The organism is Vibrio neptunius (genome assembly GCA_019339365.1).
Lineage (GTDB): Bacteria > Pseudomonadota > Gammaproteobacteria > Enterobacterales > Vibrionaceae > Vibrio > Vibrio neptunius.
This window is the reverse complement of the sequence record CP079860.1, coordinates 149,895-173,672: the sequence shown is the minus strand read 5'-3', so window position 1 is coordinate 173,672 and position 23,778 is coordinate 149,895. Positions and strand designations below refer to the sequence as shown.

21 protein-coding genes and 2 pseudogenes are annotated in these 23,778 nt (G+C 45.3%); 11 read left to right on the top strand and 12 right to left on the bottom strand.

Annotation, left to right across the window (positions count from 1 at the left end; genetic code table 11):
- The first annotated feature begins 22 nt into the window (after window positions 1–22).
- Entirely contained in the window at window positions 23–808 is a 786-nt protein-coding gene (locus KW548_17435) for a hypothetical protein (GenBank protein ID QXX08904.1), read from the top strand.
- Between the two features lie 6 nt (window positions 809–814).
- Here KW548_17435 and KW548_17430 read toward each other — a convergent pair whose 3' ends face one another.
- Entirely contained in the window at window positions 815–1,546 is a 732-nt protein-coding gene (locus KW548_17430) for a dienelactone hydrolase family protein (protein QXX08903.1), read from the bottom strand.
- A 280-nt stretch (window positions 1,547–1,826) separates the two neighbouring features.
- On the opposite strand from KW548_17430, the gene KW548_17425 reads away from it, so the two are divergent.
- The gene (locus tag KW548_17425; GenBank protein QXX08902.1) at window positions 1,827–2,291 is read left to right on the top strand and encodes a hypothetical protein; all 465 of its coding nucleotides are present in this window, start codon (window positions 1,827–1,829) and stop codon (window positions 2,289–2,291) included.
- Between the two features lie 61 nt (window positions 2,292–2,352).
- Here the strand turns inward: KW548_17425 and yiaY are convergent, their stop codons facing one another.
- The 4 genes from yiaY to KW548_17405 form a co-directional block, all read right to left on the bottom strand.
- Entirely contained in the window at window positions 2,353–3,501 is a 1,149-nt protein-coding gene (gene yiaY / locus KW548_17420; protein QXX08901.1) for an L-threonine dehydrogenase, read from the bottom strand.
- 298 nt (window positions 3,502–3,799) lie between these two features.
- Complete coding sequence (gene elbB / locus KW548_17415) at window positions 3,800–4,450, bottom strand: isoprenoid biosynthesis glyoxalase ElbB (GenBank protein QXX08900.1); 651 nt, start codon at window positions 4,448–4,450, stop codon at window positions 3,800–3,802.
- A gap of 70 nt (window positions 4,451–4,520) precedes the next feature.
- Window positions 4,521–4,658: a hypothetical protein gene (locus tag KW548_17410; GenBank protein QXX08899.1), complete on the bottom strand. Its 138-nt coding sequence runs from the start codon at window positions 4,656–4,658 to the stop codon at window positions 4,521–4,523.
- A gap of 147 nt (window positions 4,659–4,805) precedes the next feature.
- Window positions 4,806–5,732 (bottom strand): LysR family transcriptional regulator, encoded by a 927-nt coding sequence (locus KW548_17405; protein ID QXX09447.1) that lies wholly within the window; start codon window positions 5,730–5,732, stop codon window positions 4,806–4,808.
- A 95-nt stretch (window positions 5,733–5,827) separates the two neighbouring features.
- Between KW548_17405 and yjjG the strand changes: the two genes are divergently transcribed.
- Window positions 5,828–6,502, top strand: coding sequence for a pyrimidine 5'-nucleotidase (yjjG, locus tag KW548_17400; GenBank protein QXX08898.1), 675 nt, complete (start codon window positions 5,828–5,830; stop codon window positions 6,500–6,502).
- 290 nt (window positions 6,503–6,792) lie between these two features.
- On the opposite strand, the gene KW548_17395 is transcribed toward yjjG, so the two are convergent.
- The 5 genes and pseudogenes from KW548_17395 to phnW form a co-directional block, all read right to left on the bottom strand.
- Window positions 6,793–7,479, bottom strand: a complete 687-nt coding sequence (locus KW548_17395; GenBank protein QXX08897.1) for a YafY family transcriptional regulator — start codon at window positions 7,477–7,479, stop codon at window positions 6,793–6,795.
- Between the two features lie 65 nt (window positions 7,480–7,544).
- Window positions 7,545–7,865 carry a hypothetical protein gene (locus tag KW548_17390; GenBank protein QXX08896.1) on the bottom strand — a complete coding sequence of 107 codons (321 nt, stop codon included), beginning with the start codon at window positions 7,863–7,865 and terminating at the stop codon, window positions 7,545–7,547.
- A 419-nt stretch (window positions 7,866–8,284) separates the two neighbouring features.
- Window positions 8,285–9,106, bottom strand: a complete 822-nt coding sequence (locus tag KW548_17385; protein QXX08895.1) for a phosphonoacetaldehyde hydrolase — start codon at window positions 9,104–9,106, stop codon at window positions 8,285–8,287.
- A gap of 16 nt (window positions 9,107–9,122) precedes the next feature.
- Window positions 9,123–10,505, bottom strand: coding sequence for an aspartate aminotransferase family protein (locus KW548_17380; protein ID QXX08894.1), 1,383 nt, complete (start codon window positions 10,503–10,505; stop codon window positions 9,123–9,125).
- Window positions 10,506–10,507: 2 nt separating this feature from the next.
- A pseudogene (gene phnW, locus KW548_17375) lies at window positions 10,508–11,622 on the bottom strand (2-aminoethylphosphonate--pyruvate transaminase).
- 291 nt (window positions 11,623–11,913) lie between these two features.
- Here phnW and KW548_17370 point away from each other — a divergent pair.
- From KW548_17370 to KW548_17345, 6 genes are all read left to right on the top strand, one after another.
- Window positions 11,914–12,924 (top strand): putative 2-aminoethylphosphonate ABC transporter substrate-binding protein, encoded by a 1,011-nt coding sequence (locus KW548_17370; protein QXX08893.1) that lies wholly within the window; start codon window positions 11,914–11,916, stop codon window positions 12,922–12,924.
- A gap of 124 nt (window positions 12,925–13,048) precedes the next feature.
- The gene (locus tag KW548_17365) at window positions 13,049–13,456 is read left to right on the top strand and encodes a GNAT family N-acetyltransferase (GenBank protein QXX08892.1); all 408 of its coding nucleotides are present in this window, start codon (window positions 13,049–13,051) and stop codon (window positions 13,454–13,456) included.
- Window positions 13,457–13,583: 127 nt separating this feature from the next.
- A complete protein-coding gene (locus KW548_17360) occupies window positions 13,584–14,696 on the top strand; it encodes a putative 2-aminoethylphosphonate ABC transporter ATP-binding protein (protein ID QXX08891.1) in 1,113 nt (370 codons plus the stop codon).
- 10 nt (window positions 14,697–14,706) lie between these two features.
- On the top strand, window positions 14,707–16,434 hold the full coding sequence (locus tag KW548_17355) for a putative 2-aminoethylphosphonate ABC transporter permease subunit (GenBank protein ID QXX08890.1): 1,728 nt from the start codon (window positions 14,707–14,709) through the stop codon (window positions 16,432–16,434).
- 9 nt (window positions 16,435–16,443) lie between these two features.
- Entirely contained in the window at window positions 16,444–17,148 is a 705-nt protein-coding gene (phnR, locus tag KW548_17350; protein ID QXX08889.1) for a phosphonate utilization transcriptional regulator PhnR, read from the top strand.
- Window positions 17,149–17,206: 58 nt separating this feature from the next.
- Window positions 17,207–18,109 carry an EamA family transporter gene (locus KW548_17345; GenBank protein QXX08888.1) on the top strand — a complete coding sequence of 301 codons (903 nt, stop codon included), beginning with the start codon at window positions 17,207–17,209 and terminating at the stop codon, window positions 18,107–18,109.
- A 183-nt stretch (window positions 18,110–18,292) separates the two neighbouring features.
- On the opposite strand, the gene KW548_17340 is transcribed toward KW548_17345, so the two are convergent.
- The gene (locus KW548_17340) at window positions 18,293–19,768 is read right to left on the bottom strand and encodes a peptide MFS transporter (GenBank protein ID QXX08887.1); all 1,476 of its coding nucleotides are present in this window, start codon (window positions 19,766–19,768) and stop codon (window positions 18,293–18,295) included.
- 281 nt (window positions 19,769–20,049) lie between these two features.
- On the opposite strand from KW548_17340, the gene KW548_17335 reads away from it, so the two are divergent.
- On the top strand, window positions 20,050–21,174 hold the full coding sequence (locus KW548_17335) for a hypothetical protein (GenBank protein ID QXX08886.1): 1,125 nt from the start codon (window positions 20,050–20,052) through the stop codon (window positions 21,172–21,174).
- A 78-nt stretch (window positions 21,175–21,252) separates the two neighbouring features.
- Here the strand turns inward: KW548_17335 and KW548_17330 are convergent.
- A pseudogene (locus KW548_17330) lies at window positions 21,253–22,622 on the bottom strand (L-serine ammonia-lyase).
- Between the two features lie 148 nt (window positions 22,623–22,770).
- On the opposite strand from KW548_17330, the gene KW548_17325 reads away from it, so the two are divergent.
- Window positions 22,771–23,622, top strand: coding sequence for a YdcF family protein (locus KW548_17325; GenBank protein ID QXX08885.1), 852 nt, complete (start codon window positions 22,771–22,773; stop codon window positions 23,620–23,622).
- Window positions 23,623–23,778: the final 156 nt, after the last annotated feature.

Here is a 23,778-nt window from a genome sequence, read left to right as displayed (position 1 = left end):
AGCGAGCTAGGCGTCTTAAGGTATGGATAAAGACAATGAATTGTCACAAATGGGCAGCGCAAAAGTACGTTTGATAGAAAGGCAAGGGCAGAGGTGTATTCACAAGCAGGGTGCAAATGAGGTAGAGCGAGCTTTCTATCTCACCGCTGCTAAAACCTTGAGTGAACGGGGAGTGCTGTCACCTCGTCTTATCCAAGCTGACGCTGATTCCATCGTTATAGAGTATATCCCTCATTCGGTAACACTCGAGGAGCTAACTCATTCAAGCCAAGTATTTAGTCAGATCGCGGCTATACACCAAACTCCAATTAGTTCGGACTGGACGCTTAAACAGCATCGCTGGAGTGATCATGCTCTGCGTACAGCGTTTCAACTCCTATCTCTCAGCTCTCAAGAACAGAACGTGCTTAAAAAGTTGCAGTCCCAAAGTCATATCATTTTTGATTACCCAACGCTCTTGTCTGGTGACACCAACGATGGTAACTGGGGGCGCAGAGAAAATGGGGAACTGGTATTGTTTGACTGGGAACGCTTCAGCAAGGGTAGCCCAGCGATAGATCTCGTTCCTTTAATCAAAGGGCTCGGGGATGAAGAAGCCATGCTGCGCATTGTAGATAGCTACATGAACGTACATAAAGCGATGCCAAGAGAGGAATTGTTCCGACATGTGATCATTGCTAAAGCGTGGATAGTGGTCGAAGTCACTAATCTGCTATATGAACGCCAAAAGCCCCAACTGCAAAAGTATCTAGATTGGTTCAATGCGAATCTACCCAGATGGATTCGAGGTGTTGAGGCTCTGGTCTAATCGAGACTAGTTGGTTGAAGAGGCAAGAAACTCCGTAAAGCGCAGCCAAGATTTTTCATCTGCTTCTTTTCGATAACGTTTACTGCCAAATACAGTAAAGGCATGAGGAGCACCGCTGTAGGTAATCATCTCATGGGCTACGTTCTGGGCTTCTAACTCGCTTGCTAATGCTGCGAACTGTTCCATTGGGATCGCACTGTCAGCAGTACCATGCAAAACCAGTATCGGAGCTTTTGTCTCTTGGTAAGATTGACCTTGAGGTGTCTTTAGCCCGCCATGAAAAGTGACAAAACCTTTGGCATTCATCCCAGCTCTTGCAGATTCCAATACGGCAGCGCCACCAAAGCAATAACCCATAACAACAGTATTATTGGCATTGCCACCAAGAGTGGCGGCGTAATCTAAACTACTTTGCATCAAGGCTCTTAGTTTGTCTCTATCTTTATACAGTTCACCTGTGTGCTGCTTTTTATCCTTTACTTCAGTTGGCCTAATGCCTTTACCAAATAAGTCTGCAGCAAAAACGTTGTAGCCTAAATCATTGAGCATCTTAGCTCGCTTCATCTCATAGTCGGTTAAACCGTCCCAGTCGTGAACGAGTAAGACTAATGGTGCATCATCACTGACTTTCGCCCAGTAACCTTCATAATCATTACCATTTACATTGTAAATTTTATTTTCGCCCGCTGTAGCAAATACGCTCACGATTGCGAGAATAATCGTTAACTGTATCTTCATAACCACCTCCGTTAGTTTAGGAAGTGTAGACATAAAATGATGCATTGGTATTTTATAACCAATCTTTTGTGATTATCTGTCAGCTACGCTGTTAGAGCAGCGCCTCCAGACCACAAAGTGAATTAAAGTCTAAGGTTTTGGGTGATACATCGAACCTGAGGCACGACTTCATGAGAACCTTACTTTGCAATGTAATTAAATTAACGCCTGACTGACAAATGAAACTGAGCGTTTTTTTAGACTTGTCTCCTTTATAATTTGAAACGATATAGGATACGCAATGTTTGCCCGCTATTTACTGATGTTGTTGGTTTCAGTTGGTGCGACGTCTGCACAGGCTGTAGACAGTGAAGATAAATGGGAGCTTGGAGATATTAAAAATAGCATTGAAAAGTCACAAGATACAATGCATTACGTGCGAACCGTTAATGGTTCTGCGTATGTACCTGAGCCAAAGCACAACCGAGACAAGCCTTCCCATAGCTACTTCAGCTTAGAATCTTACGACATCTATAACAGTCAGGGTGGCAAGCGCATGGTACAAGCGATGGTGACCAATAACTCTGGTGGTGGTATCACTCTAAAACCCAATCAAATTAAGGCTTATTTCGGCAATGACCACTATGTTTCTCCTTCAAAAATTGACCAAGATGGCAGCTTTGCACAAGGCGAGACCAAGTCGGTGACCTTGTATTTTGGTGAAACTGACGCCTCAATACTGGGTCTTTTAACCCGCGCATATTAAACTTTTCGCTGAATAAAAAAGCCTCCCGAGAGAGGCTTGAGTTAGGAAAAAGAAAATGGTATTACATGGCGGCTTCGAAGATTGAAGAGATTTCTTCGTGGGTCGCCTGTTTCGGGTTAGTAAAGCCACACGCGTCTTTTAGCGCGTTATCTGCAAGTGTTGGGATGTCTTCAGATTTCGCACCCAGTTCCTTGATACCTGCTGGAATGCCCACATCTTTCGCAAGCGCTACGATCGCATCGATTGCTGCTTCAGCGCCTTGTTCTGCCGTCATGCCCTCAACGTCAACACCCATTGCTTTAGCAACATCACGTAAGCGTTCAGGACACACTTGCGCGTTGTAGCGCTGTACATGTGGTAGAAGAATCGCATTACATACACCGTGTGGCAGATCGTAAAAGCCCCCTAGCTGGTGAGCCATCGCGTGGACGTAGCCTAGTGACGCGTTATTAAACGCCATACCTGCCATAAATTGCGCGTAAGCCATTTGTTCGCGAGCTTCGATATCTTCACCATTTTCAACAGCTGTGCGCAGATGAGCCTGAATAAGCTCAATAGCTTTGATGGCGACGGCGTCAGTGATTGGTGTTGCAGCGATAGAAACATACGCTTCAATAGCGTGGGTTAGAGCATCCATACCTGTTGCAGCGGTCAATGAGGCAGGTTTTGCCAGCATCAGCTCTGGATCATTGACAGAAATCAGTGGCGTCGTGTGCTTGTCCACAATAGCCATCTTAATGTGACGTTCTTCATCAGTAATGATGCAGAAGCGAGTCATTTCAGACGCGGTACCAGCTGTAGTGTTAATGGCAATGAGTGGCAGCATGGGTCTTGCAGACTGATCGACCCCTTCGTAATCGCCAATCTTGCCACCGTTTGAAGCGACAAGCGCAATACCTTTCGCACAGTCATGCGGTGAACCACCACCAAGTGAGATAACGAAATCACAGTCATTATCTGTCAGTAAAGCCAGACCGTCGTTTACGTTGCTGATTGTAGGGTTAGGCTGAGTACCGTCAAACACCACCGTTTCGACGTCACGATCTGTCAGTAGATCCTGGACTTGTTTCACGACACCGATTTGGTTAAGAATCTTATCTGTAACGATCAGACCTTTTTTGAAGCCCTGAGACTGCACGCTGTCTGCTGCATCCTTTAAACAGCCAGCACCCATTAAGTTTACAGTAGGGATAAAAAATGCACTTGTCATCGACTTGCTCCGAATATATTTAGAATAAAAACTGTAGATAGATTGGCATATCCAAGGTCGTAGCCATTTTGATCTCAAACAATTTGCCTACCCAAAAGTGGTCGGTATGCTTTGGATTTGTGAGCTTGGTCAGATGAGTACCCTGATAATGATAAAAATGTTAAATATTAGTGGGTTACTGCAATCGTTTATTCAACAGGAACCGTGATTGTTTTATTCTTGTTCAGCGATGGCTTTGTATGAAAAATGAAAAAAAGCCCTCTGATTGAGCAGAGGGCTGTAGCGTTGAATGGAGAAATTAAGCAATGTCTACCAGTTTACTTACTAGTTTTTCAATGCCACTGGCTGCCTGAGAAATATTGCCCGCTAACATATATGCAGGTGTTGAAAGCACTTTGTGATCTTCATCGAAGACGACGTCGCCCACCTCGCAAGTGATATGTTCGCCTCCCAATGCATTGAATGCAGAAGCCGTGGCTTCATCATTGCCGATGGTACCTTTGACGCCATTGGCGTAAATCATCGGAATGATAGCTGGTGCTATGCACAAATAGCCAGCTGGCTTTCTGGCTTGGGCGAAAGCTCGACAAGCAGAAGCTACGTGAGTATTGATGCTGCACTCCGCTCCATTGACTGCAAAATCAGTCAGGTTTTTTGCCGCACCGAACCCACCAGGTAGAAGGAGTGCGTCAAATTCTTCAGCATTGAGTTTCGCCACATCTTCAATGTTGCCCCGTGCGATACGAGCAGCTTCAGTCAAGACATTGCGTGTCTCCGCCATTTCTTCCCCAGTAATATGGTTTATCACATGAAGTTGGTCTATATCTGGCGCGAAGCAATGCCAGCTTGCTCCTTGTTTTTCGATGGCATGTAGCGCAAGCACGGATTCATGAATTTCAGCGCCATCAAATACGCCTGAGCCGCTGAGGATAACTGCAATTTTTTTCATTATTTGTTTCCTTATCGAACTGACGCCAATAGGTTAGATGAAAATAGGCGACTTGGACCGGAAGTGGGTCTCATTCTTTCTCTTCCGATTGGCTGCTTTCGTCAAAGTCATCACTGGGTTCAATATCTGTATCGTCTTGTTCTGGCTGAGAATAATGTTTTACCACGAATGGGGTGAGCATCACACTGGAAGGAAAAAATCGTTTCATAAAGACCTCGGATACAACGGAACAATGAGTCGTTCAATTGTGTGCCTGTATGGTGTTCTCACCTTTGTTTTAGGTCATGAAATCGAGTTAGAGCCGAGTAATTCACAGCGATATGAGGACAGAGTCACACCTTGAGTGACTCATTGTTCAAGGTTTATGTGCCGGTGAAGTCAAATCCCAATAGGGGACATCTGACCCAAATTTCTCAGCGATAAAATCCACAAACGCGCGGACTTTTAGTGGTAGGTGCTTTCTTTCTGGGAAAACAGCATACACAGAGTGAGAAGGGAGTTTATAAGCCGTCATAATGGGTCTGAGCGTACCAGCAGCAACATCTTTTGCCACGATGAATGTGGGCAATTGACCAATCCCCAAGCCTTCCAGCAGAGCTCTGCGAATTGCTTCACTGTTGTTTACGACCAGTTTACCTTTCGGCACCACACTAACTGGTCCGGTAGGGCTTTCGAAAGTCCATTCGCTGCCGCCACGAAAATAGGCGTAACGTAGACAATTATGAAGGCTCAGATCGCTGGGTTTTTCTGGCTCTCCGTGCTGGTCTAAGTAAGATTGAGAGGCGCACAGAACACTACGACAAGTCGCTAGCCTTTTCGCAACCAGGTTAGAAAGCGGTAGATGACCTATGCGAATGCCTAAATCAAACCCGTCTTGAACCAAATCGACCATTTGATCTTCCAATTGCAGGTCGATTTCTAAGTCTGGGTACAAAGTTAGAAATTCTGCAACTAAAGGGGCGACATGTAAGACTCCGAAAGACATTGGTGCCGTAATCTTTAGTTTTCCTGTTGGCTTTCCTTGAAGTTCAGTAACCGCATCGATGCCTTGTTGCGCAAGGTTAAATGATTGAGCGACGTAATCGTAGTAGCGTTGCCCGGCTTCGGTAAGGCTTAATTTGCGAGTGGTACGATTAAGCAGGCGAATACCCAGCTCATCTTCCAGTTGGTTGATACGCTTACTGACAGCGGATTTGGTGATGTGAAGTTTCTCTGCAGCAATAGAGAAGCTGCCGCTCTCTACGACGGTAACAAAAATAGGAATAGAGGTATAGGCTTGCATTGGTTGAGTATTAGTAAACAATCAGTTTCTTGATTAGTAGATTATCATCTTTAGGAAAACAATCTACACTAGCGGCGAAAATTGAGGAGAGAAAAATGAAATACGATTGGATCTTATTTGATGCTGACGAAACCTTGTTCCATTTTGATGCTTTTAAAGGGATGCAGCTGATGTTCTCTCGCAAAGGAATTGAATTTACTCAACAAGATTACAACCATTACCAAACGGTGAACAAACCACTTTGGGTGGATTACCAGAATGGCACCATCACTGCACATGAATTAAAGCACACCCGATTTAAAGGCTGGGCTGACAAGCTTGAGACAACGACCTCAGAATTAAACACAGCCTTTCTTGAGGCAATGGCAGACATTTGTACTTTGCTACCCGGAGCGAAAGAGCTCATGGAGGCATTGCAAGGCAAAGCCAAGCTAGGGATCATTACCAATGGCTTCACCGAACTTCAGGCGATTCGATTGGAACGAACAGGAATGACAGATTACTTTGAGCATGTGATTATTTCTGAAGAAGTCGGTATTGCTAAGCCAGATGTGGGGATCTTTTCTCACGCACTAGAAAAGATGGGTAACCCTTGTAAGAGTAAAGTGTTGATGGTTGGAGATAACCCTCATTCTGACATCTTAGGTGGAATTAACTTTGGGATTGAGACCTGCTGGTTAAATACAACTCAAGAAGATGAAGTGGAAGGGATTGAACCAAACTACACGGTTGAATCACTACTTGAACTGAAGCATATTCTACGCGCTTAATTACTGTGTGGTCCATTATTCCCTGCAGTGAGTATCTATTGTCAACATAGGCGGCAGATATGTGGCACCAATATGCAGGGAATAATCGTAAAGTATGATGACAAACGTGGCTACGGTTTAACCTCTTTCAAGAGAAACTCACATCAGGCAGTCTTCCTTCACGTCAGAGATATGAGTAGAGATGATGGGCCGCCGTATATAATGGAATATGTCGACTTTGACGTCGTGAATGACTTTAACGGGTGTATGATGGCGGTAAATATACCCCCCGTTACTTTTAGGCTTACTGGTTAGTCCTTTGGTGCGTAAAGCGTAATAAAGTGCTCTAAAGACTTAGTTTTATTGGTCTCAAACTGCTGGTCTAGGATGCTTAGTTTTTCAATTCGATCCAGCCTAAAGTGACGGTAGTCACCCCTCAATTCGCACCATGCGACTAGCGTCCAGACTTTTCCCCAGAACATTTGTCCGAGAGGTTGCAGAGTACGCTGCGTTCTAGACCCATTTTCTGCGACGTAATCAATGTCTATCTTCCACTTTACATCAATGGCATGCCTGAGCATTTGCCCGTGGCGAGCCGATTCGGTCTGCGTATAAAAGTCAGGCACCAGTATCGGAAAGCTCTCAACCTGCTGTTTGAGTTTGTCTGGCAATACGGAGAGGATTTTGTTTGAAGCGCTGATGGAAGCATCTGCAAGATCACTGTCTGACCAAGATCGAACCATTCTCATTCCGAGTTCCAGCGCCATCATTTCTCGTTCTGAGAACATCAATGGTGGTAAATGAGCCCCTGACTGTAAGATATAGCCGACACCTGCTTCGCCCTGAATGGGAACCCCAGAATTCACAAGTGATTGAATATCTCGATAGATAGTCCGTTCACTGACTTCCATGGTTTGGGCGAGGTTAGCAGCAGTGACAGCATAACGCTTTGAGCGTAGCAAAGTCAGCAGCTCAAACAGTCGTTCAGATTTACTCATCTCGTTACTTTCTCATTGCAGAAGGGCGCATTATGCACCCTCCTTAAGTTCGCGTTAAGTCAAGCCTATTGGTACTTAGCGGCAAGGTCGCACATACGTAGAACTTGATGTTGCATGTTGACCGATTCTGAATCAATCAATGCCATTAATGGCTGACACTCTGCGCAGTGAACAAATTGCTCGCCCGCCGATTTGGCATCTTCCATTGAGTCCCAGTAGACGACATCGGTCCAAGTATCATTTTCTGCATTGTGGCTTAGAGAACGATATTGGAAACCTTTTAATGTCGCAACGAATTTTTGGCTTTGATTGGCTGCTACGATAAAGTCTTCAGATGTTGTTCCTGCCAGTAGCTTAAAGCTAACGATTTCAATCACATTTTCCATTGTATGATTCCTTTTGTGGTGTAGTTGACTTCGGAAACAAGTGTATGGCAGGGGAGTGTCAGAATCTGTCAGTATTGATTTTTGATGTAAATATTAGGTGTGCTAAACATTTTGATTCTTTTTATGCCATCTGTTGATTATGCGGCTAAACTGGAACTTAGAAGTAAAATGAGAATATGTTGTGTTCGGCTAAGGCGTCTTAGGCAGGGAGCTTGAGAGAGTGAGGGACCATAATGGCGATTCAAGGAACCATTAGTGAGTGGCACGATACTAAGGGCTACGGGTACATTTCGGTTGACAATCAAGATGCTCAAATCAAATTCGAATTTTTTACTGGAATACAAAGCCTTATATCTTTCTAAAATCACAAACCAGTAGGATTGAACTACTGGCTTGTGCGCTAGACACGAGCGATGAGTTTACGGGCGTTCACCCGCTTCCAGTCGGCGCTCAATATCTCTAACCACTTCTGGTAGCTGAGAAATGGTGTCAATCAGGTAGTGTGGCGTGCTCTTCATTAACTTCACTTTCGCTTTCTCGCGAGCAGTATTTAGTGTCGCTTCATCCGCTGCCTGATATTGTTCATAGGTGAGTCCCGCTTCATTGCCAGACAGCAACAAACCCACCGTCCACATACCCGCATTGTGTCCTTCGTCTATGCCCGGTGCCGCATCATCCACTTTAATACATGCCTTTACGTCCGTAACGTTTAGCTCGATGACGTTTTTTAGTGCCATATAAGGTGCAGGGCGGCCTCCTTGAGGAAGGTCGTCAGTTGCCACAACGTAATCAGGCTTATAGCCATAGTCAGCAGCGACAGGGATTAACACATCCATGACTTCACGAGGATAACCAGAGCAAGAACCAATCTTGATCCCTTGATCTTTTAAACCATCGACAACTTCAATCGCGTTCAGGATGGGTTCTGCGTGGTCAGCGACTTTTGCTTTTTGTAGGGGCATAAAAGTCGCGTAAATGCGGTCAATGTCATCACTATTCATGGAGCGACCAAACTGCTCATTCCAACGCTTGTCTACAGCAGGAAGGCGGCCTACCGCCTGAATGTGGTCCCATTTACCAAGCCCCATAGGCTCGCGTGCTTCTGCTAAGTTGATATCGAAGTCGAAACCTTGTTTGAACGCTTCAACAAAGATGCTGGTTGGTGCGAATGAACCAAAATCTACAATGGTGCCAGCCCAGTCAAAGATGACAGCCTGAATCGGTGAGTGAGAGTGAGTCATAATTGATATCCTGTTATCAGTCGTTGTGTTCATTACATATATTGGCAATCGCTTCTTCAAAGATAGCCAGCGCTTCGGTAAGTTCTTGACGTGAAATAATTAATGGTGGGCTGAGTTGAATCACATTGCCTTGAGAAACTTTAAAGCTGAGGCCATTATTTAGACATTGATAAAGCACGGCTTCCGCTTGATCAAACGCTCTTTGTTTGGTTTGCCTATCTGTCACGAGTTCTACGCCCCAAAGTAAACCGATGCCGCGAACGTCTCCGATTACTGGGTATTTCTGTTTCATTTCCAGCAGTTTTTCACGTACAAATTCGCTATCGTCTTTTACTTTTTCCAGTAAACCTTGTTGTTCAATGGCTTCTATAGTCGCGAGTGCGGCGGCGCAGCCTATTGGGCTCTTCTCATGGGTGTAATGACCCATAGAAATCTGCTCTGCAGTGTTGTATTTGTCTTTGGTGACCATCGCTGCAATGGGAACCAATCCACCGCCCAAACCTTTGCCAATACACAATATGTCAGGTTCGATGTCATAGGCTTGATACGTGAACCATTCTCCGCTGCGCCCCATGCCGTTAGGAATATCGTCAATAATGAGCATGACATTGTGCTTGTCGCATATCTCACGAATACGTTTCCAGTAGGCTTTGCTTGGCACCTGAACATCGGTATTGCGAACAACTTCGGCAATAAAAGCGCCAATGCCTCCCTCTTTTTCAACCACATATTCCAGATAATCGGCATAGTGAACATCGCTACCATCAGAAGAGACACTTTGGAAAGCTCCGCGGTAGGATACCGCGGGCGGAATACGTTCAACTCCTGCCATTAAAGGGCCCATACCTTCACGGAAACAGGCTTCACCGCCAACAGATATTGCGTCCAGAGAGGCACCGTGAAAAGAGTCCCACAAAGAGATCACTTTAAAATTGCCGGTAACATGACGAGCTAACTTGAGTGCCATGCCTATAGCCGATGTGCCGCCCGGGGCGAACAAGACTCTGTTGAGGTCTCCACCACAGATCTGCGTGAGTTTTTCAGCACACTGAATCGCGGTTTCATTGGTGAAACGGCGAGGCGAAAATGGCAGATTTGCAATCTGTTCAGTGACTCGCTTAATCACATGTGGATGACCGTAGCCAAGCTGGTGAACGTTGTTGCCATGAAAATCCATGTACTTTTTGCCTGTGGCATCTTGAATATAGATTCCACAGGCTGCTTCAAGTGTGTCCAGACAGGGTGTAGACATGGCCTGATGCAGAAAGACGTCGCTATCGCGCTGTAGCAGTGCTTGCGTACGCTCGTCGTTTAAGGATGCGTTCCAAGCCTGTCGAGCAGGGGTGGTATTCACGTCGCCTTCACTGCGAAAGTGGGTGGGTTTTATCGACTGAGTCATGATTAAGCTACCGTTTGCGCTTCTTTCCAGTACATGGCGTTCTTGATTGCACCGAGCAAACGCTCAATATCCTGCGGGTAGACTTCGCCAATATTGCCAATTCGGAAGCAATCTGCGTTGGATACCTTACCCGGATAGATGACAAACCCTTGCTTTTTTAGGCGGTCATAAAATGCCTTAAATTGGTAGTCGGGATGCGAAGGGGAGTAAAAAGAAGTGATAATTGGCGAGTGAAGATCATCGCTTAACAATGATTCAAAGCCTAATGAACGCATGCCTGCGACCAAGGTTGTCTGGTTAGTCTGATAGCGAGTATGACGTGCCTGAACCCCGCCTTCCTGTTCAAGTTCTAACAGAGCTTGGTAAAAAGCACGTACAGTGTGCGTTGGAGAAGTGAAACGCCATTTGCCATGGTTCACTTCCATGCACTTCCACTGATCATAGAGATCTAGACTCAGTGATCGAGCTTGCCCTTGGCATCGCTCCAATTCGCTTTGTTTTGCGATGACAAAACCAAATCCAGGTACACCTTGAATACATTTGTTGGCAGAGCTGATCATAAAGTCGACGCCCATGTCGCCAATGTCCATTGGAATAGCGCCAAAGCTAGACATCGCATCTAAGATAACAACTTTGCCGTGTTGTTTTGCCAGTTGAGTGATGGATTCAATTGGGTTGAGTATGCCAGTTGTTGTCTCACAATGGACAATGGCGGCATGAGTAATACTTGGATCCGTTGCCAATGCAGTTTCCACCTCGTTCAAATGCGGCTGTGATGTTTCGCCGGGGAAACGACATGGCAAGGGATATTCAGGTACTGTGCGATTTGTGCAATTCGAGCACCGTAGGCACCGTTGTCAACAACGAGCAGTTTGCCCTCTTTTGCTATCGCACTGCCAATGGTGGCTTCTACTGACGCTGTACCACTGCCTTGCATAAGCACACTCGTATAGCCTTGGTGTTGAGTCGCCAGCTTTGTCAATTTAGTACGAATCACTTCTACGATGTCTTTGTTGTATTCATCATCCCAAGTACACCAGTCTTTTAACATAGCTTGACGGACCGTTTCCGATGTTGAAAGTGGCCCAGGGGTTAGCAGTAAGTATTCGTTTTTCATCCTAATATCCATGATCTCTGTAATTGGTATACACCAGAACTAAAGCTCACTCTAACAGGGCAGAAAACGATGAGTAAATAGACAAAAAATCAAATTCATAAAACTTTAACATCGCCCGCTTGTTGTGAGGCAAACTTTTGGGCAGGTTTCTAAAAAGTGCCATTTATTATTCATAGGATTGTCACAAAGCCACTTTAGGGTGTATATCACCAACTGGTACAGACCAAATGATTTTTGCAAAGAGGATGCAATGTCAATCGGTCTTAAACACATCGTCTTAAATTGGAGAAAATGATGAACAACCGTTTGATGAAAGGAGCGCTGGCTGCGCTTGTCTCTCTACTAGCAACGAATGCAATGGCGTCCCAGGAAGTAACGGTTTACACCGCTTTTGAAACGGATATTCTTGCAAAGTACAAGTCTGCGTTTGAGAAACAAAACCCAGACATCAAGATCAAGTGGGTACGTGACTCTACAGGTATCATGACGGCTAAGTTACTGGCAGAAAAAAATAATCCACGCGCAGAAGTAGTATGGGGTTTAGCGGGCTCTTCAATGGCATTATTGAAAGAGCAAGGCTTGCTTAAACCATACACGCCTAAAGGTATAGAGTTTCTGCATGCGAACCTTAACGACCCTCAATCGAATCAGGCTTGGTTTGGTAATGATGCGTTTTTCAATGCCGTTTGTTTCAATGAAGTGGTGGCGAAACAGTTGAACTTACCTAAACCGACTTCATGGCAAGACCTGACAGATCCGGTTTACAAAGGTCATATTGCTATGCCAAACCCAGCGTCGTCCGGTACAGGTTATATGCAGGTTTCTGCATGGCTACAAAACATGGGTGAAGACAAAGGTTGGAACTACATGAAAGCACTGGATAAAAACATCGCACATTATACCCACTCAGGTTCTAAGCCATGTGTACAAGCGGGTATGGGCGAAGTAGCGATTGGTATTTCTATGGCTAGCCGCGGTGCTAAGTTGAAGAGTCAGGGCGCACCTCTGGCTGTGATCACACCTAAGGGCATTGGTTGGGAGTCAGAAGCGGTAGGCTTAGTCAAAGAGTCCGAAGCGGCCAAACGCGTGGTTGATTGGTCTATTTCTAAAGCGGCTAACGAGCTATATGTAGAAATGTACCCGGTTGTTGCTCATAAAGAGGTTAAAGCGACCGTCTCTCACTTCCCTAATGTACAAGAGAACATGGCAGAGATGGATTTTGCTCAAATGGGTAGCAAGCGCGCAGATATTCTTGCAACCTGGTCTGCGAAATTTGATGCTAAATCAGAGCCAAAATCATAAGGTCTAGATAACTTTACTGGTTTCTTACGACTGAGTATTTGAGGGAGAGCATAGGCTCTCCCTTTTGCATTTTGGCTTGATCACAGGCAAATTTGTTCAAAGGTTATTCGAAGTAGAGAAAGTCATGGACGTTAGAAAAATATCAGCAGAAGATACGCTTGCTTTACGGCATCAGGTACTTTGGCCAGAAAAGAGTGTCGATTTTTGTCGTTTAGAAGAAGATGACGCGAGCTTACATTTTGGTGCATTTGTCGCGGGGAAGCTTGTTTGTGTCGCTTCTGTATTTGTTACCGATGATGTGGCTCGATTGAGAAAGTTTGCCACTTCTCCGGAGTATCAAGGGCAGGGAATAGGTTCGAGCGTACTCAAGGTTATAATTAGTCAATTGCAAAATACTGGCGTTATCGTTTTTTGGTGTGATGCTCGCGAAAGTGCATTAACGCTGTATAAAAGATTTGGTATGACAGAGCAGGGCCAGCGCTTTTACAAAGGTAATATCCCATATTACAAAATGTCTGTCACTTGGGATTAATCGGAGTCGGTTCTTGTGGTGAAACCATCCTGCCTTTCATGTTTTTGTCATCTTTGGTCTATAAATTTGTCATGCGTCTGAAATAAACCAGAATTATAGTTGGTATATACCATTTGGAGAGTGTGTTATGCCAACTAACCAACCTTATCTACAGATTGAAAACGTTGTAAAGCAATTCGGACAATTCACAGCGCTTAACAATATCTCACTTGCCATTGAAAAAAGCGAGTTTGTTTGTTTCCTAGGCCCCTCTGGCTGTGGTAAAACTACGCTACTGAGAGCCATTGCTGGCCTCGATCTTCCCACTTCAGGTTCAATTTCTCAACATGGTGAAGAGACGACTTTCCTGCCGCCTGAAAAGCGCGATTTTGGCATTGTATTCCAATCGTATGCTTTGTTTCCCAATCTGACCGTTCAGGAAAATATCGCTATTGGTCTAAAGAACCAAGGCATGTCGAATCAAGAAGCCTTGGAAAAAGTCGATGAGTGGCTTGAGATGATTGGGCTGCCGACATCTGGGCAAAAGTATCCAAATCAATTATCCGGTGGTCAGCAGCAGCGTGTCGCGCTTGCGCGTGCATTAGCGCTCTCCCCGGGTCTGCTACTACTTGATGAACCTCTATCTGCGCTGGACGCCAAAGTACGCGTTCATTTACGTGATGAGATTTGTAAGCTGCAGCGTAAGCTGGGTATCACCACTATTATGGTGACTCATGATCAGGATGAAGCGCTATCAATGGCAGATCGCATTGTGGTCATGAATCACGGTGTTATTGAGCAAGTGGGTACGCCGCAAGAAATCTATCAACAGCCTGCTACCCGATTTGTAGCTGAGTTTGTTGGTAGTATGAATTTTATCGGTGCTTCAGTCGCAACTGACAGTCATCTACGCATTGCGGAGTCCCTCATTCAAGCCCCGGTGTTGGAAAACCGAAATCTGGTTCGTGGCGATCGTTTTGACTTAGCAATCCGCCCCGAGAACATTCGCTTTTCCGAAGAAATAAAAGATGCGTTGCCAGTTCGTATTCGTACCCATGAGTTTTTAGGGTCGTTCTGCCGATATGAGTGTGAGTTGCAGCACGACAAGCTCGCAGCTCCCATCTTTGTTGATGTTTCCGGTGAACAAGCGCAAAACATCAAGCTACGCGTTGGTGATATTCGTTATATTCAGTTTGCTGAGCGAGGAGCAAGAGCATACCCAGTGTTAAGCCCAAATGGCGACAAAGCGATTGCGGCTTAGGATGAATGCAATGGACAGTAATACAATGAATAATTCGACGCTGATTGCTCTGAAGAACCACTCTACCAGCCAGCTAAAAAGAATCAGCCGCGATAACATCGTCTTGTTTGGTTTACTTGCGATTCTATTTTCGTTGCTGGTGATTTTTATCGTCATGCCACTATGGGCGATGTTGGCGAAAAGCGTGCAGGGCACGGAAGGTGAATTTGTTGGTTTAGCCAACTTTGCCAGTTATTTCTCACAGGCGAGCGTGTGGCAATCTCTCGGCAATACATTGACGGTTGGCTTGTTGGTAACCGCTGTGGTTGGTGTACTGGCATTTGGTTATGCTTACGCGCTGACTCGCACTTGTATGCCGATGAAAGGCTTGTTTCATGTCTTGGGTACTGCGCCTATTCTTGCTCCTTCGCTGTTACCTGCGATCAGCTTGATTTTTTTATTTGGTAATCAGGGTGTGGCGAAAGAGATCTTGGGTGGGAATTCCGTATATGGCCTAATTGGTATTTCGCTGGGATTAATCTTTTGGACCTTTCCCCACGCGTTGATGATACTGAATACCTCACTTCGTACATCTGATGCACGTTTGTATGAAGCGGCCCGCGCGTTGAAAACATCGCCACTTAAAACATTTTTTATCGTGACTTTGCCTGCGGCGAAGTACGGTTTGATCAGTACCTTGATTGTTGTCTTCACTCTGGTTGTGTGTGACTTTGGTGTGCCAAAAGTTATCGGCGGAAGCTATAACGTTCTCGCCACGGATATCTTTAAGCAGGTTGTAGGGCAGCAAAACTTCTCTATGGGTGCAGTGACCAGTATTCTGTTGTTGATTCCCGCTTTGTTAGCATTCGTCGCAGACCGCTGGGTGCAGAAAAAGCAAAAGAGTCTGTTTGATACGCGTTCCGTACCTTATCAACCTGAACCGAACAAACTGCGAGATGGTGCGTGTTTCCTTTATTGTTCATTGATCTCATTAGCCGTTATTACGGTGTTGGGCATGGCGGTTTATGGTTCTCTGGTGACGTTTTGGCCTTGGAATAAAGCATTAACGCTGAACAACTATAACTTCGCCGAGATGAGTACTTATGGTTGGCAACCTTACTTCAACTCATTGTCACTGGCGACATGGACTGCCATTATTGGTACAACATTGATATTGGTCGGAGCATACTGCATCGAGAAAGGGCGCGCCTTTGCTCCGGTAAGACAGGCAATGCAAATGCTCAGTGTGGTACCCATGGCTGTACCGGGCATGGTGTTAGGCTTGGGCTATATATTCTACTTTAACGATGCTAACAACCCTCTGAGCTTTCTCTATGGTACGATGGCCTTTCTGGTAATCAATACCGTGGTTCACTATTACACCGTCGGCCATATGACAGCGGTGACGGCGCTGAAGCAGATCCCAGCAGAAATCGAGGCGACAGCGGCTTCCGTCAAGCTACCTCAATATAAGTTGTTCTTTAAAGTCACATTACCCGTCTGCGTCCCTGCGACATTGGATATCGCTACGTATTTGTTTATTAATGCATTAACCACCACTTCTGCGGTAGTATTCATCTATTCAACTGAAACCATTCCGGCTTCTGTTTCTGTATTAAATATGGACGATGCAGGCCAAACGGGCGCGGCAGCCGCAATGGCGGTGATGATCATGATTTCAGCCTCAGTTGCCAAGCTGGTACATATGACGCTAGGGAAATGGTTAGAAAACAGAACACAGGCATGGCGCAAAAGGTAAGGACAACGAGTGCAATACGTAAAAATAAAAGATTCTATTGTTGAGCAGATTGAATCAGGGTTACTTTCACCGCGGCAAAAATTACCCGCGGAGCGTAAATTGGCAGAATCGTTTGATACCACTCGTGTGACACTACGTGAAGCCTTGTCATTGCTGGAAGCGGAAGGTCGTATCTATCGCGAAGACCGCCGTGGCTGGTTTATTTCCCCGCAACCACTTAACTATGATCCCACTCAAACGCTCAATTTTAGTAATATGGCGTTGGCACAACACCGTGTTCCAAAGACCGAACTGATTGCGGCGAAGGGCATTCTCGCCAATAAGCTGGCGGCTAGCTTGCTTGGGCTTCAACCATTCTCCGATGTTTATCAAGTCGATAGGGTCAGGTACCTAGAAGATCGCCCAGTAGTCTTTGTGACTAACTATATTCGCCCTGAGCTGTTTCCTAATCTTTTGGACTTCGATTTATCTAAATCGCTGACTGATATCTATCGTGATCACTTCGGCATGGTGTATCAGAAAATTCGCTATCGCATCAGTACCAGCAGTTTGTTGGGAGATACTGCTCAGGCGTTGAGAGCCACGTCGGGCACACCCGCTATGGTGGTTGAACGTATCAACTACAACCAGCATGGTGAAATTATTGATTGTGATATTGAATATTGGCGCCATGATGCGATCAGTATTGAATCTATCGCGGTACTCAACCACTAAATCTCAAATCTCAATTTACTGGGCTTCTGTTTGGAAGCCCTTTTTACAAAGGTTCTCTATGTCTGTTTGGGCTATTTTTCTAGTTGTTATTTCTGCTTTTCTCCATGCAGGATGGAATTTGCTCAGTAAAAATAATAAGGCTTCTGGGCCCGCTTTCTTTCTCGCCAGCAGTTCAGCGGTAGCACTTCTGCTTACGCCCTATGTGATTTGGTACATTCATCAAGTCGGTTTAACGTCGTTTCCCAACGTCTTTTGGCAGATTTTGTTGTTCAGTGGTATTGCGCAGATGATTTACCTGTTAGGTCTGGGCTTTGCTTATAAGCATGCCGATATTGGGGTCATTTATCCGATAGCGCGGGCGCTACCTGTGCTCATGGTCGGTGCGGGTACGGTTGCTCTGGGTTATGAGTTGTCAACGCTCAGTTGGATTGGCTTTTCGCTCATCACGCTTGGTTGTTTATTTGTGCCTTTAGAATCATTTAGGCAGTTTCATGTCAATGGCTACTTCAACGCGGGCGTGTGCTACGCACTGCTTGCTGCCCTAGGGACCACTGGCTATTCCATTCTAGATAAAGAGGCATTGTTGGTTTTGGAGAGTACATTTAGCCATGCGTTAAGTGACAGGAGCTCTGCGATTTTTTATCTTGGCATCCAATTTTGGTCTATTGCTGTGTGTCTTGTAGTTTACTTGTTAGTGACCAGACGATTAGAAGATTTTAAGCAAGCATGGATGATTAAAAAGCCATCCGCGTTGGCGGGTACTATGATGGCGACGACTTATGGTCTCGTACTGTATGCGATGACAATGACAGACAATGTCAGCTATGTCGTTGCGTTAAGGCAGCTCAGTATAGTGTTTGGCATGGTGTTTGGGATTATTTGGTTATCGGAAAAGTTCTTGGTTACGCGTTTTACCGGAACCACATTGATCTTGGTTGGGTTGGTTTTGACAGTTCTTTAGTTTTGTTCACTGCCCACTGGGGGATACCGTATGTACTCTGACGGTCAGATTACCTACCAACCTGTTGTACATGTAGACTACAACTACCGAGCTTTCGATAGAGATTAATTGCCTACATTTATTTCGCTAGCAACTAACCCAAAGCCCCGGATTTGAACCGGGGCTTTCTGTTGCTTGGATCGGTTAGTTTTCTGCTTCAACTAACTCAGGTTGCTCATCTGCACGAGCCGCGTCTAGCATCTTGCGAATGATAACCGATGCAACTAGAGCAATGGCTACCATTGCAACGGCGAGTACGGTCAGTAATTGGAAGTAATCGCCGTAAACATTCTGTACGATCTCTTGCGTGATTTGTTGCCCTTTTTCAAGCGCGATTGAGGTTGAGAATACCGCGCCCACGATACCACTCAGTGCTATCGCCACTGAGAAGAGTGACACAGAGAAACCTTCAATGTGTTTTGGCGCGACTGAAAGGATAAAGGCTACGACTAAACTACCAACAATAACTTCGGCAAATGCTTGGAAGAAGTGAATCGCTAAGAAGACTTCAGGACGAATCACAACGTCTTCACCCACATTCATTACTGCTATTGTCAGAATACCAAAAGCGATAGCGGTGAAAATAAACGCAAAGCCTATCTTTGTCGCCGTGGAAAAGTTGATGCCTTTTCTCTCGAGAGAAGAAAACGTCATAGCAATCACGGGTCCAGCAACAATACACCAAAGTGGGTTCATTGCCATCGAAGCTTCTGGAGCTATAGGGATTATGTTGAACAGGTCACCACGCATGGTGTTGATGGTCACTATGGTCATTGAAGTCATCATTTGACCGTAGTACACGAAGAAGCAAGTCGTGAGTACAGTCATGATAAGGATTGTGCCCATTTTCAATGCATCTGACTTGCCTGACTTGATCATCAATGTGAAGAAATACAAGATAGCCGCAGCACCGATGGCATAGACAATGTTCTGGCCAATATCCATATTTGAGAACATGAAGAACACTAAGCCAACCATCGCTGCTGAAAGGGCAAAGAACGATAACCAGTTTTTCAGGCTCACTGAGTTCTTGTCGATATCTTCACCAACGTTGACCAAGGGTTTGCTGAAGATCACCAGAGTGACAAAAGCGAGACCAGCCATTACCGCAGATACCATAAAACTGCCATGGAAGCCGATGGCAAGAACCAACATTGGGAACAGGTACTGACCGAGAAGTGCACCGACGTTATTGACGGAGTAGTTAACGGGATAGCCGTTTTCAAACTCCTCTTCAGTGGAGAAAGTACGTTTGTAAAGGCTTGGGTAAGAGGGAGACATCAAACCACGAGCGTAACTCGCCAGTGCGATACCGACAAGGCTCATTGGTATATTTGTTGTTGATGCGCCGAGTACAAGTAGCGCGTAGCCAGTACTAAAAGTGCCGTAAGCAATGGTGAGTGAGCGGTAGGCACCAAGGAATTTATCTGCGATGAATCCACCCGCGATAGCGAACAGTGGGCCTATAGAAGAAAAAGCTCCAACAACCATCATAGTGTCTGCCTCACTATATCCCAGATCTTCTAAAAAGAAACGGGTCAGGATCACCATGACACCATAGAATGATAAACCAAACATTGCTTGGCAGAACATCATTGATTTATTGAGATTGTTCCACATAATAGCCTCATATTTAGAGTTTGATATAGAATTAAAATCTGATAATAGTATTAATTGCCGAGTGTTATAAACTGATGCCATTATCTCAGATCAGATTACGGATGTACGAGTTTTTGGAAAAAACGCAGAACTATTTACATACAAATTGATCTAAATCGTTTGCGTTGTAACACATCGTCTAGTGAGGCTTTTAATCAGGTGTATGGATTGTCATTTTTGTGCACAAGCCAGTGTGTTAGTCTCTAGGTAAAGTCGTTGTTATTGATAAGGAAAGTAGTTCAATGAAGATCTTCAGCAATTTCGAAAGTGGTAATATTGAAGTCGTTAATGCCGATAATAAAGAGGCAATTCAACTCAAGATCCCGAATGACAATCAGTCTGAGTTTTATCAGTGGTTCCACTTTCGACTGGAGACAGAAGCGGAGCAATCACACTCAATCCAGATCGTTGACCTGAAAAATTCTGCATATCCAGAGGGTTGGAAGGATTATGACGTGGTAGCGTCTTATGACCGAGAAGAGTGGTTTCGAGTCCCGGCCGAATTTGACGGAGATACACTGAGTTTTACTGTGATCCCAGAACATGGCTCAATCTACTTTGCGTATTTTGCGCCATACAGTTATGACCGACACCAAGATCTATTGCATGCAGCGCAAAGCGTTCATCACTGTACACTGGAAACTCTTGGGCATACCCTTGATGCTAATGACATGAGCTTGCTGACTTTTGGCGAACCTGAAGAAGGTAAGAAGAAAATCTGGGTCATCGCGAGACAGCACCCCGGTGAAACCATGGCTGAATGGTTTATGGAAGGGCTGATTCAGCGTTTGATGGATGATGAAGACACTGGTGCACGTGCTTTGCTCGACAAAGCGGTACTTTATGTTGTGCCGAACATGAACCCAGATGGCAGTATCCGCGGGCACCTGCGTTGCAACGCGGTGGGGGTGAACCTCAATCGTGAATGGCAATCTCCAAGCATGGAGAAAAGTCCAGAAGTCTTCTTGGTAAGAGAGAAGATGCTGGAAACTGGTGTGGACATGTTTCTTGATATTCACGGTGATGAAGCCATTCCTTACAACTTTGTTGCCGGTTCAGAAGGCATTCCTTCTTATGATCAGCGCTTGGCTTCACTTGAAACTGCATTCAAACAGGCACTGCATACCGTGACGCCTGAATTCCAAGATGAGTTTGGCTATGACAAAGATGAACCGGGCAAAGCTAACCTGACAGTCGGTTCAAATTGGGTCGCGGAGCAATTCAAGTGCTTGTCCTACACCATCGAAATGCCGTTTAAAGATAATAACGATTATCCTGACCCACTTTATGGTTGGTCGCCAGAAAGAAGTCTTAAATTTGGAGCAGACACCTTATCCGCTGCACTGGCAGTCGCAGATAAGATCTAGCCTTACTTGAACTGAGAATAAGCGCAGAAACAGCTGCGCTTTTTTTTGTGTTGGTTTTGCTATTGGTAGCCGCTTGTTCTATTCGCAGGGCGGTGCCATGTGAATGACCGCTAAACCACCAAGGGATGTTTCGCGGTATTTTTTGTTCATATCTTTGCCTGTTTGATACATGGTCGCGATTACTTTATCCAAAGAAATTAGACACTTGCTGGTTCTTTTCAGCGCCATGCGCGAAGCATTGATCGCTTTCATCGCCCCCATGGCATTGCGCTCGATACATGGGACTTGGACTAGGCCACCAATTGGGTCACACGTCATACCCAACGAATGTTCCATAGCAATCTCTGCGGCAATACAAATCTGTTCATTACTGCCACCTCTCAGTGCGGTCAAACCTGCTGCAGCCATGGATGATGAAACGCCAACTTCCCCTGACAGCCGACTTCAGCGCCTGAAATTGAGGCATTCGTCTTGTATAAGATGCCAATGGCGCCAGCCACCGCTAAGAAATCTTTGATTTGTTTGAGGTCTAACTCTTTAATAAAGCGATGATAGTACATCAGTACAGCGGGTATAACGCCTGCTGCGCCATTGGTGGGAGAGGTAACAACTTGACCTCCTGCTGCATTTTCTTCACTGACCGCAAATGCAAACAAGTTAATCCAGTCCATGATCGCCATTGGATCGTTTTCAATCGCTTCGTTTGCTTCCAGCTTTTTCAGCAAATTGGGAGCACGTCGCGTGACATTTAAGCCTCCTTCCAACACGCCTTCTGTTTCGAAGCCACGTTGCATACAAAGGGACATCACTTTCCAGATTTGTTCGGCCTTACTGTCAATCTCATCACTGTCAAAGAAGCACACTTCGTTTTGCAGAATCATGCCACCAAGACTAAACCCGTGCTCTTCTGCCATACTGAGCATTTCGTCTGCAGAGGTGAACGGATATGGGACTTTGACTGGTTGATCACTGCTTCCATTTTCTAGCTCAGCCGCCGTGGCGATGAAACCACCGCCGATAGAGTAGTAGGTTTCAAATGCGAGTTGTGCGCCAAAGGAGTCGTACGCAGTGATGGTCATGCCATTTTCATGCAAAGGCAGGTTGTCGCTATGGAATATAATGTCGTTTTCATAGTGAAACGTTAGGGTATGGGCACCTGCTAGTAACAGAGACCCATGGTCTAACGTATGCTGTAAAGCTTGCTTGGCTCTGGTAATTTTAATCGTATCAGGCCGATTGCCCATCAGCCCGAGAATGACAGCGCGATCCGTATGATGTCCTATACCTGTTAAGGATAAAGAGCCATACAGATCAACCTGTATCCGATGTACCTTGGATATCGACTCGTTTAGTAGACGTGTAAAATGGTGGCCAGCCAGCATTGGCCCGTTGGTGTGGGAACTGGATGGTCCCACCCCAACTTTAAAAATATCAAAAATCGACAGCATAGACTTACTTCCTGTTGATGTGGCCTGTTAGTCAGACTCTATTTAAATATAGTTAACAAAATATTAACCTGGCTAACGCTATCTGCAAAGGTGATATTTGTACAGAACTTAAGCAAATCAGTATGAGTAATTGAGAGGTGAGTAAATAGTGGGCATTCGTAATGTGATTATTGTTCTTGGTAAACGACTGGTTGGCAATGCTCTGACCGCTGAAGGGAAATCGCGTGTTGAAGCTTTGCCAAAGTTACTCAGTTCTTATGACCTGAATGAAACGGTGTTGTTGTTTTGTGGTGGCGTGACACCAGGTCAAACCAAGTCTGAAGCAATGGCAATGAGAGACTACTTTAAACAATTACCGTCAGCGAAGAAGTTTTATGCCTCAAATATTATCCTAGAAAGCGAATCACAGAATACGGTACAAAACATCCACAATGCCGCTTTGAAGTTAACGCAACTCGGCTTAGCAGATCAACGTGTTGATGTGACACTCGTGTCCAATGATTACCATCTCAAGCGTATTTTTGAAATCCAGTCACTGATGGATGAACAGGGCTTGTTGCGTACCCTTAAACAGCATTGTGCAAATTCTGGATTAAATCTGCATATTGACCAAGACATAGATCAGCATTGCAGTGTTATGTATCCGCATCAAGGTTTGTATGCTCAAGCGTTCTTGTTAGTAGATGAGTTGACGACGTATCGAGTTTATTTAGAAGGGGTGGTGAACAGAGCATTTGACAGGCCGTTAGATGATGTCAGGTGTTTACCCGAAACGTTGGCTCTGCATGCTTTGTCATTACTGGAAGTGTTAAATCTGCCGGTAGAAATACAGGATAAGTTACAGTCCATGAAAGAGGTTGTTCTCACAACAACCTCAGAATTCGACTGTCACGCAATAGAATCGCGGTTGAGGTATTTCCACCAGACGTTGACGTGGCTAAACAGGCAGCTTGATCCAGAAAATCAGCCAAACTGTAGCGTTAACCAACTCTCATGCTAATGCGAGTTTTCACAGCGGCGAGCGCAATGAGGCAGTAACAAAGTAGCTCCATACTTTCCTCGGACACGTTCTTAACTTCTCGAATATAGTGCTCGCCCATGACTGAGTGCCAGAAATGTCCCATGCCGTACAGACGAGAAAAGACGTTCAGTAAAA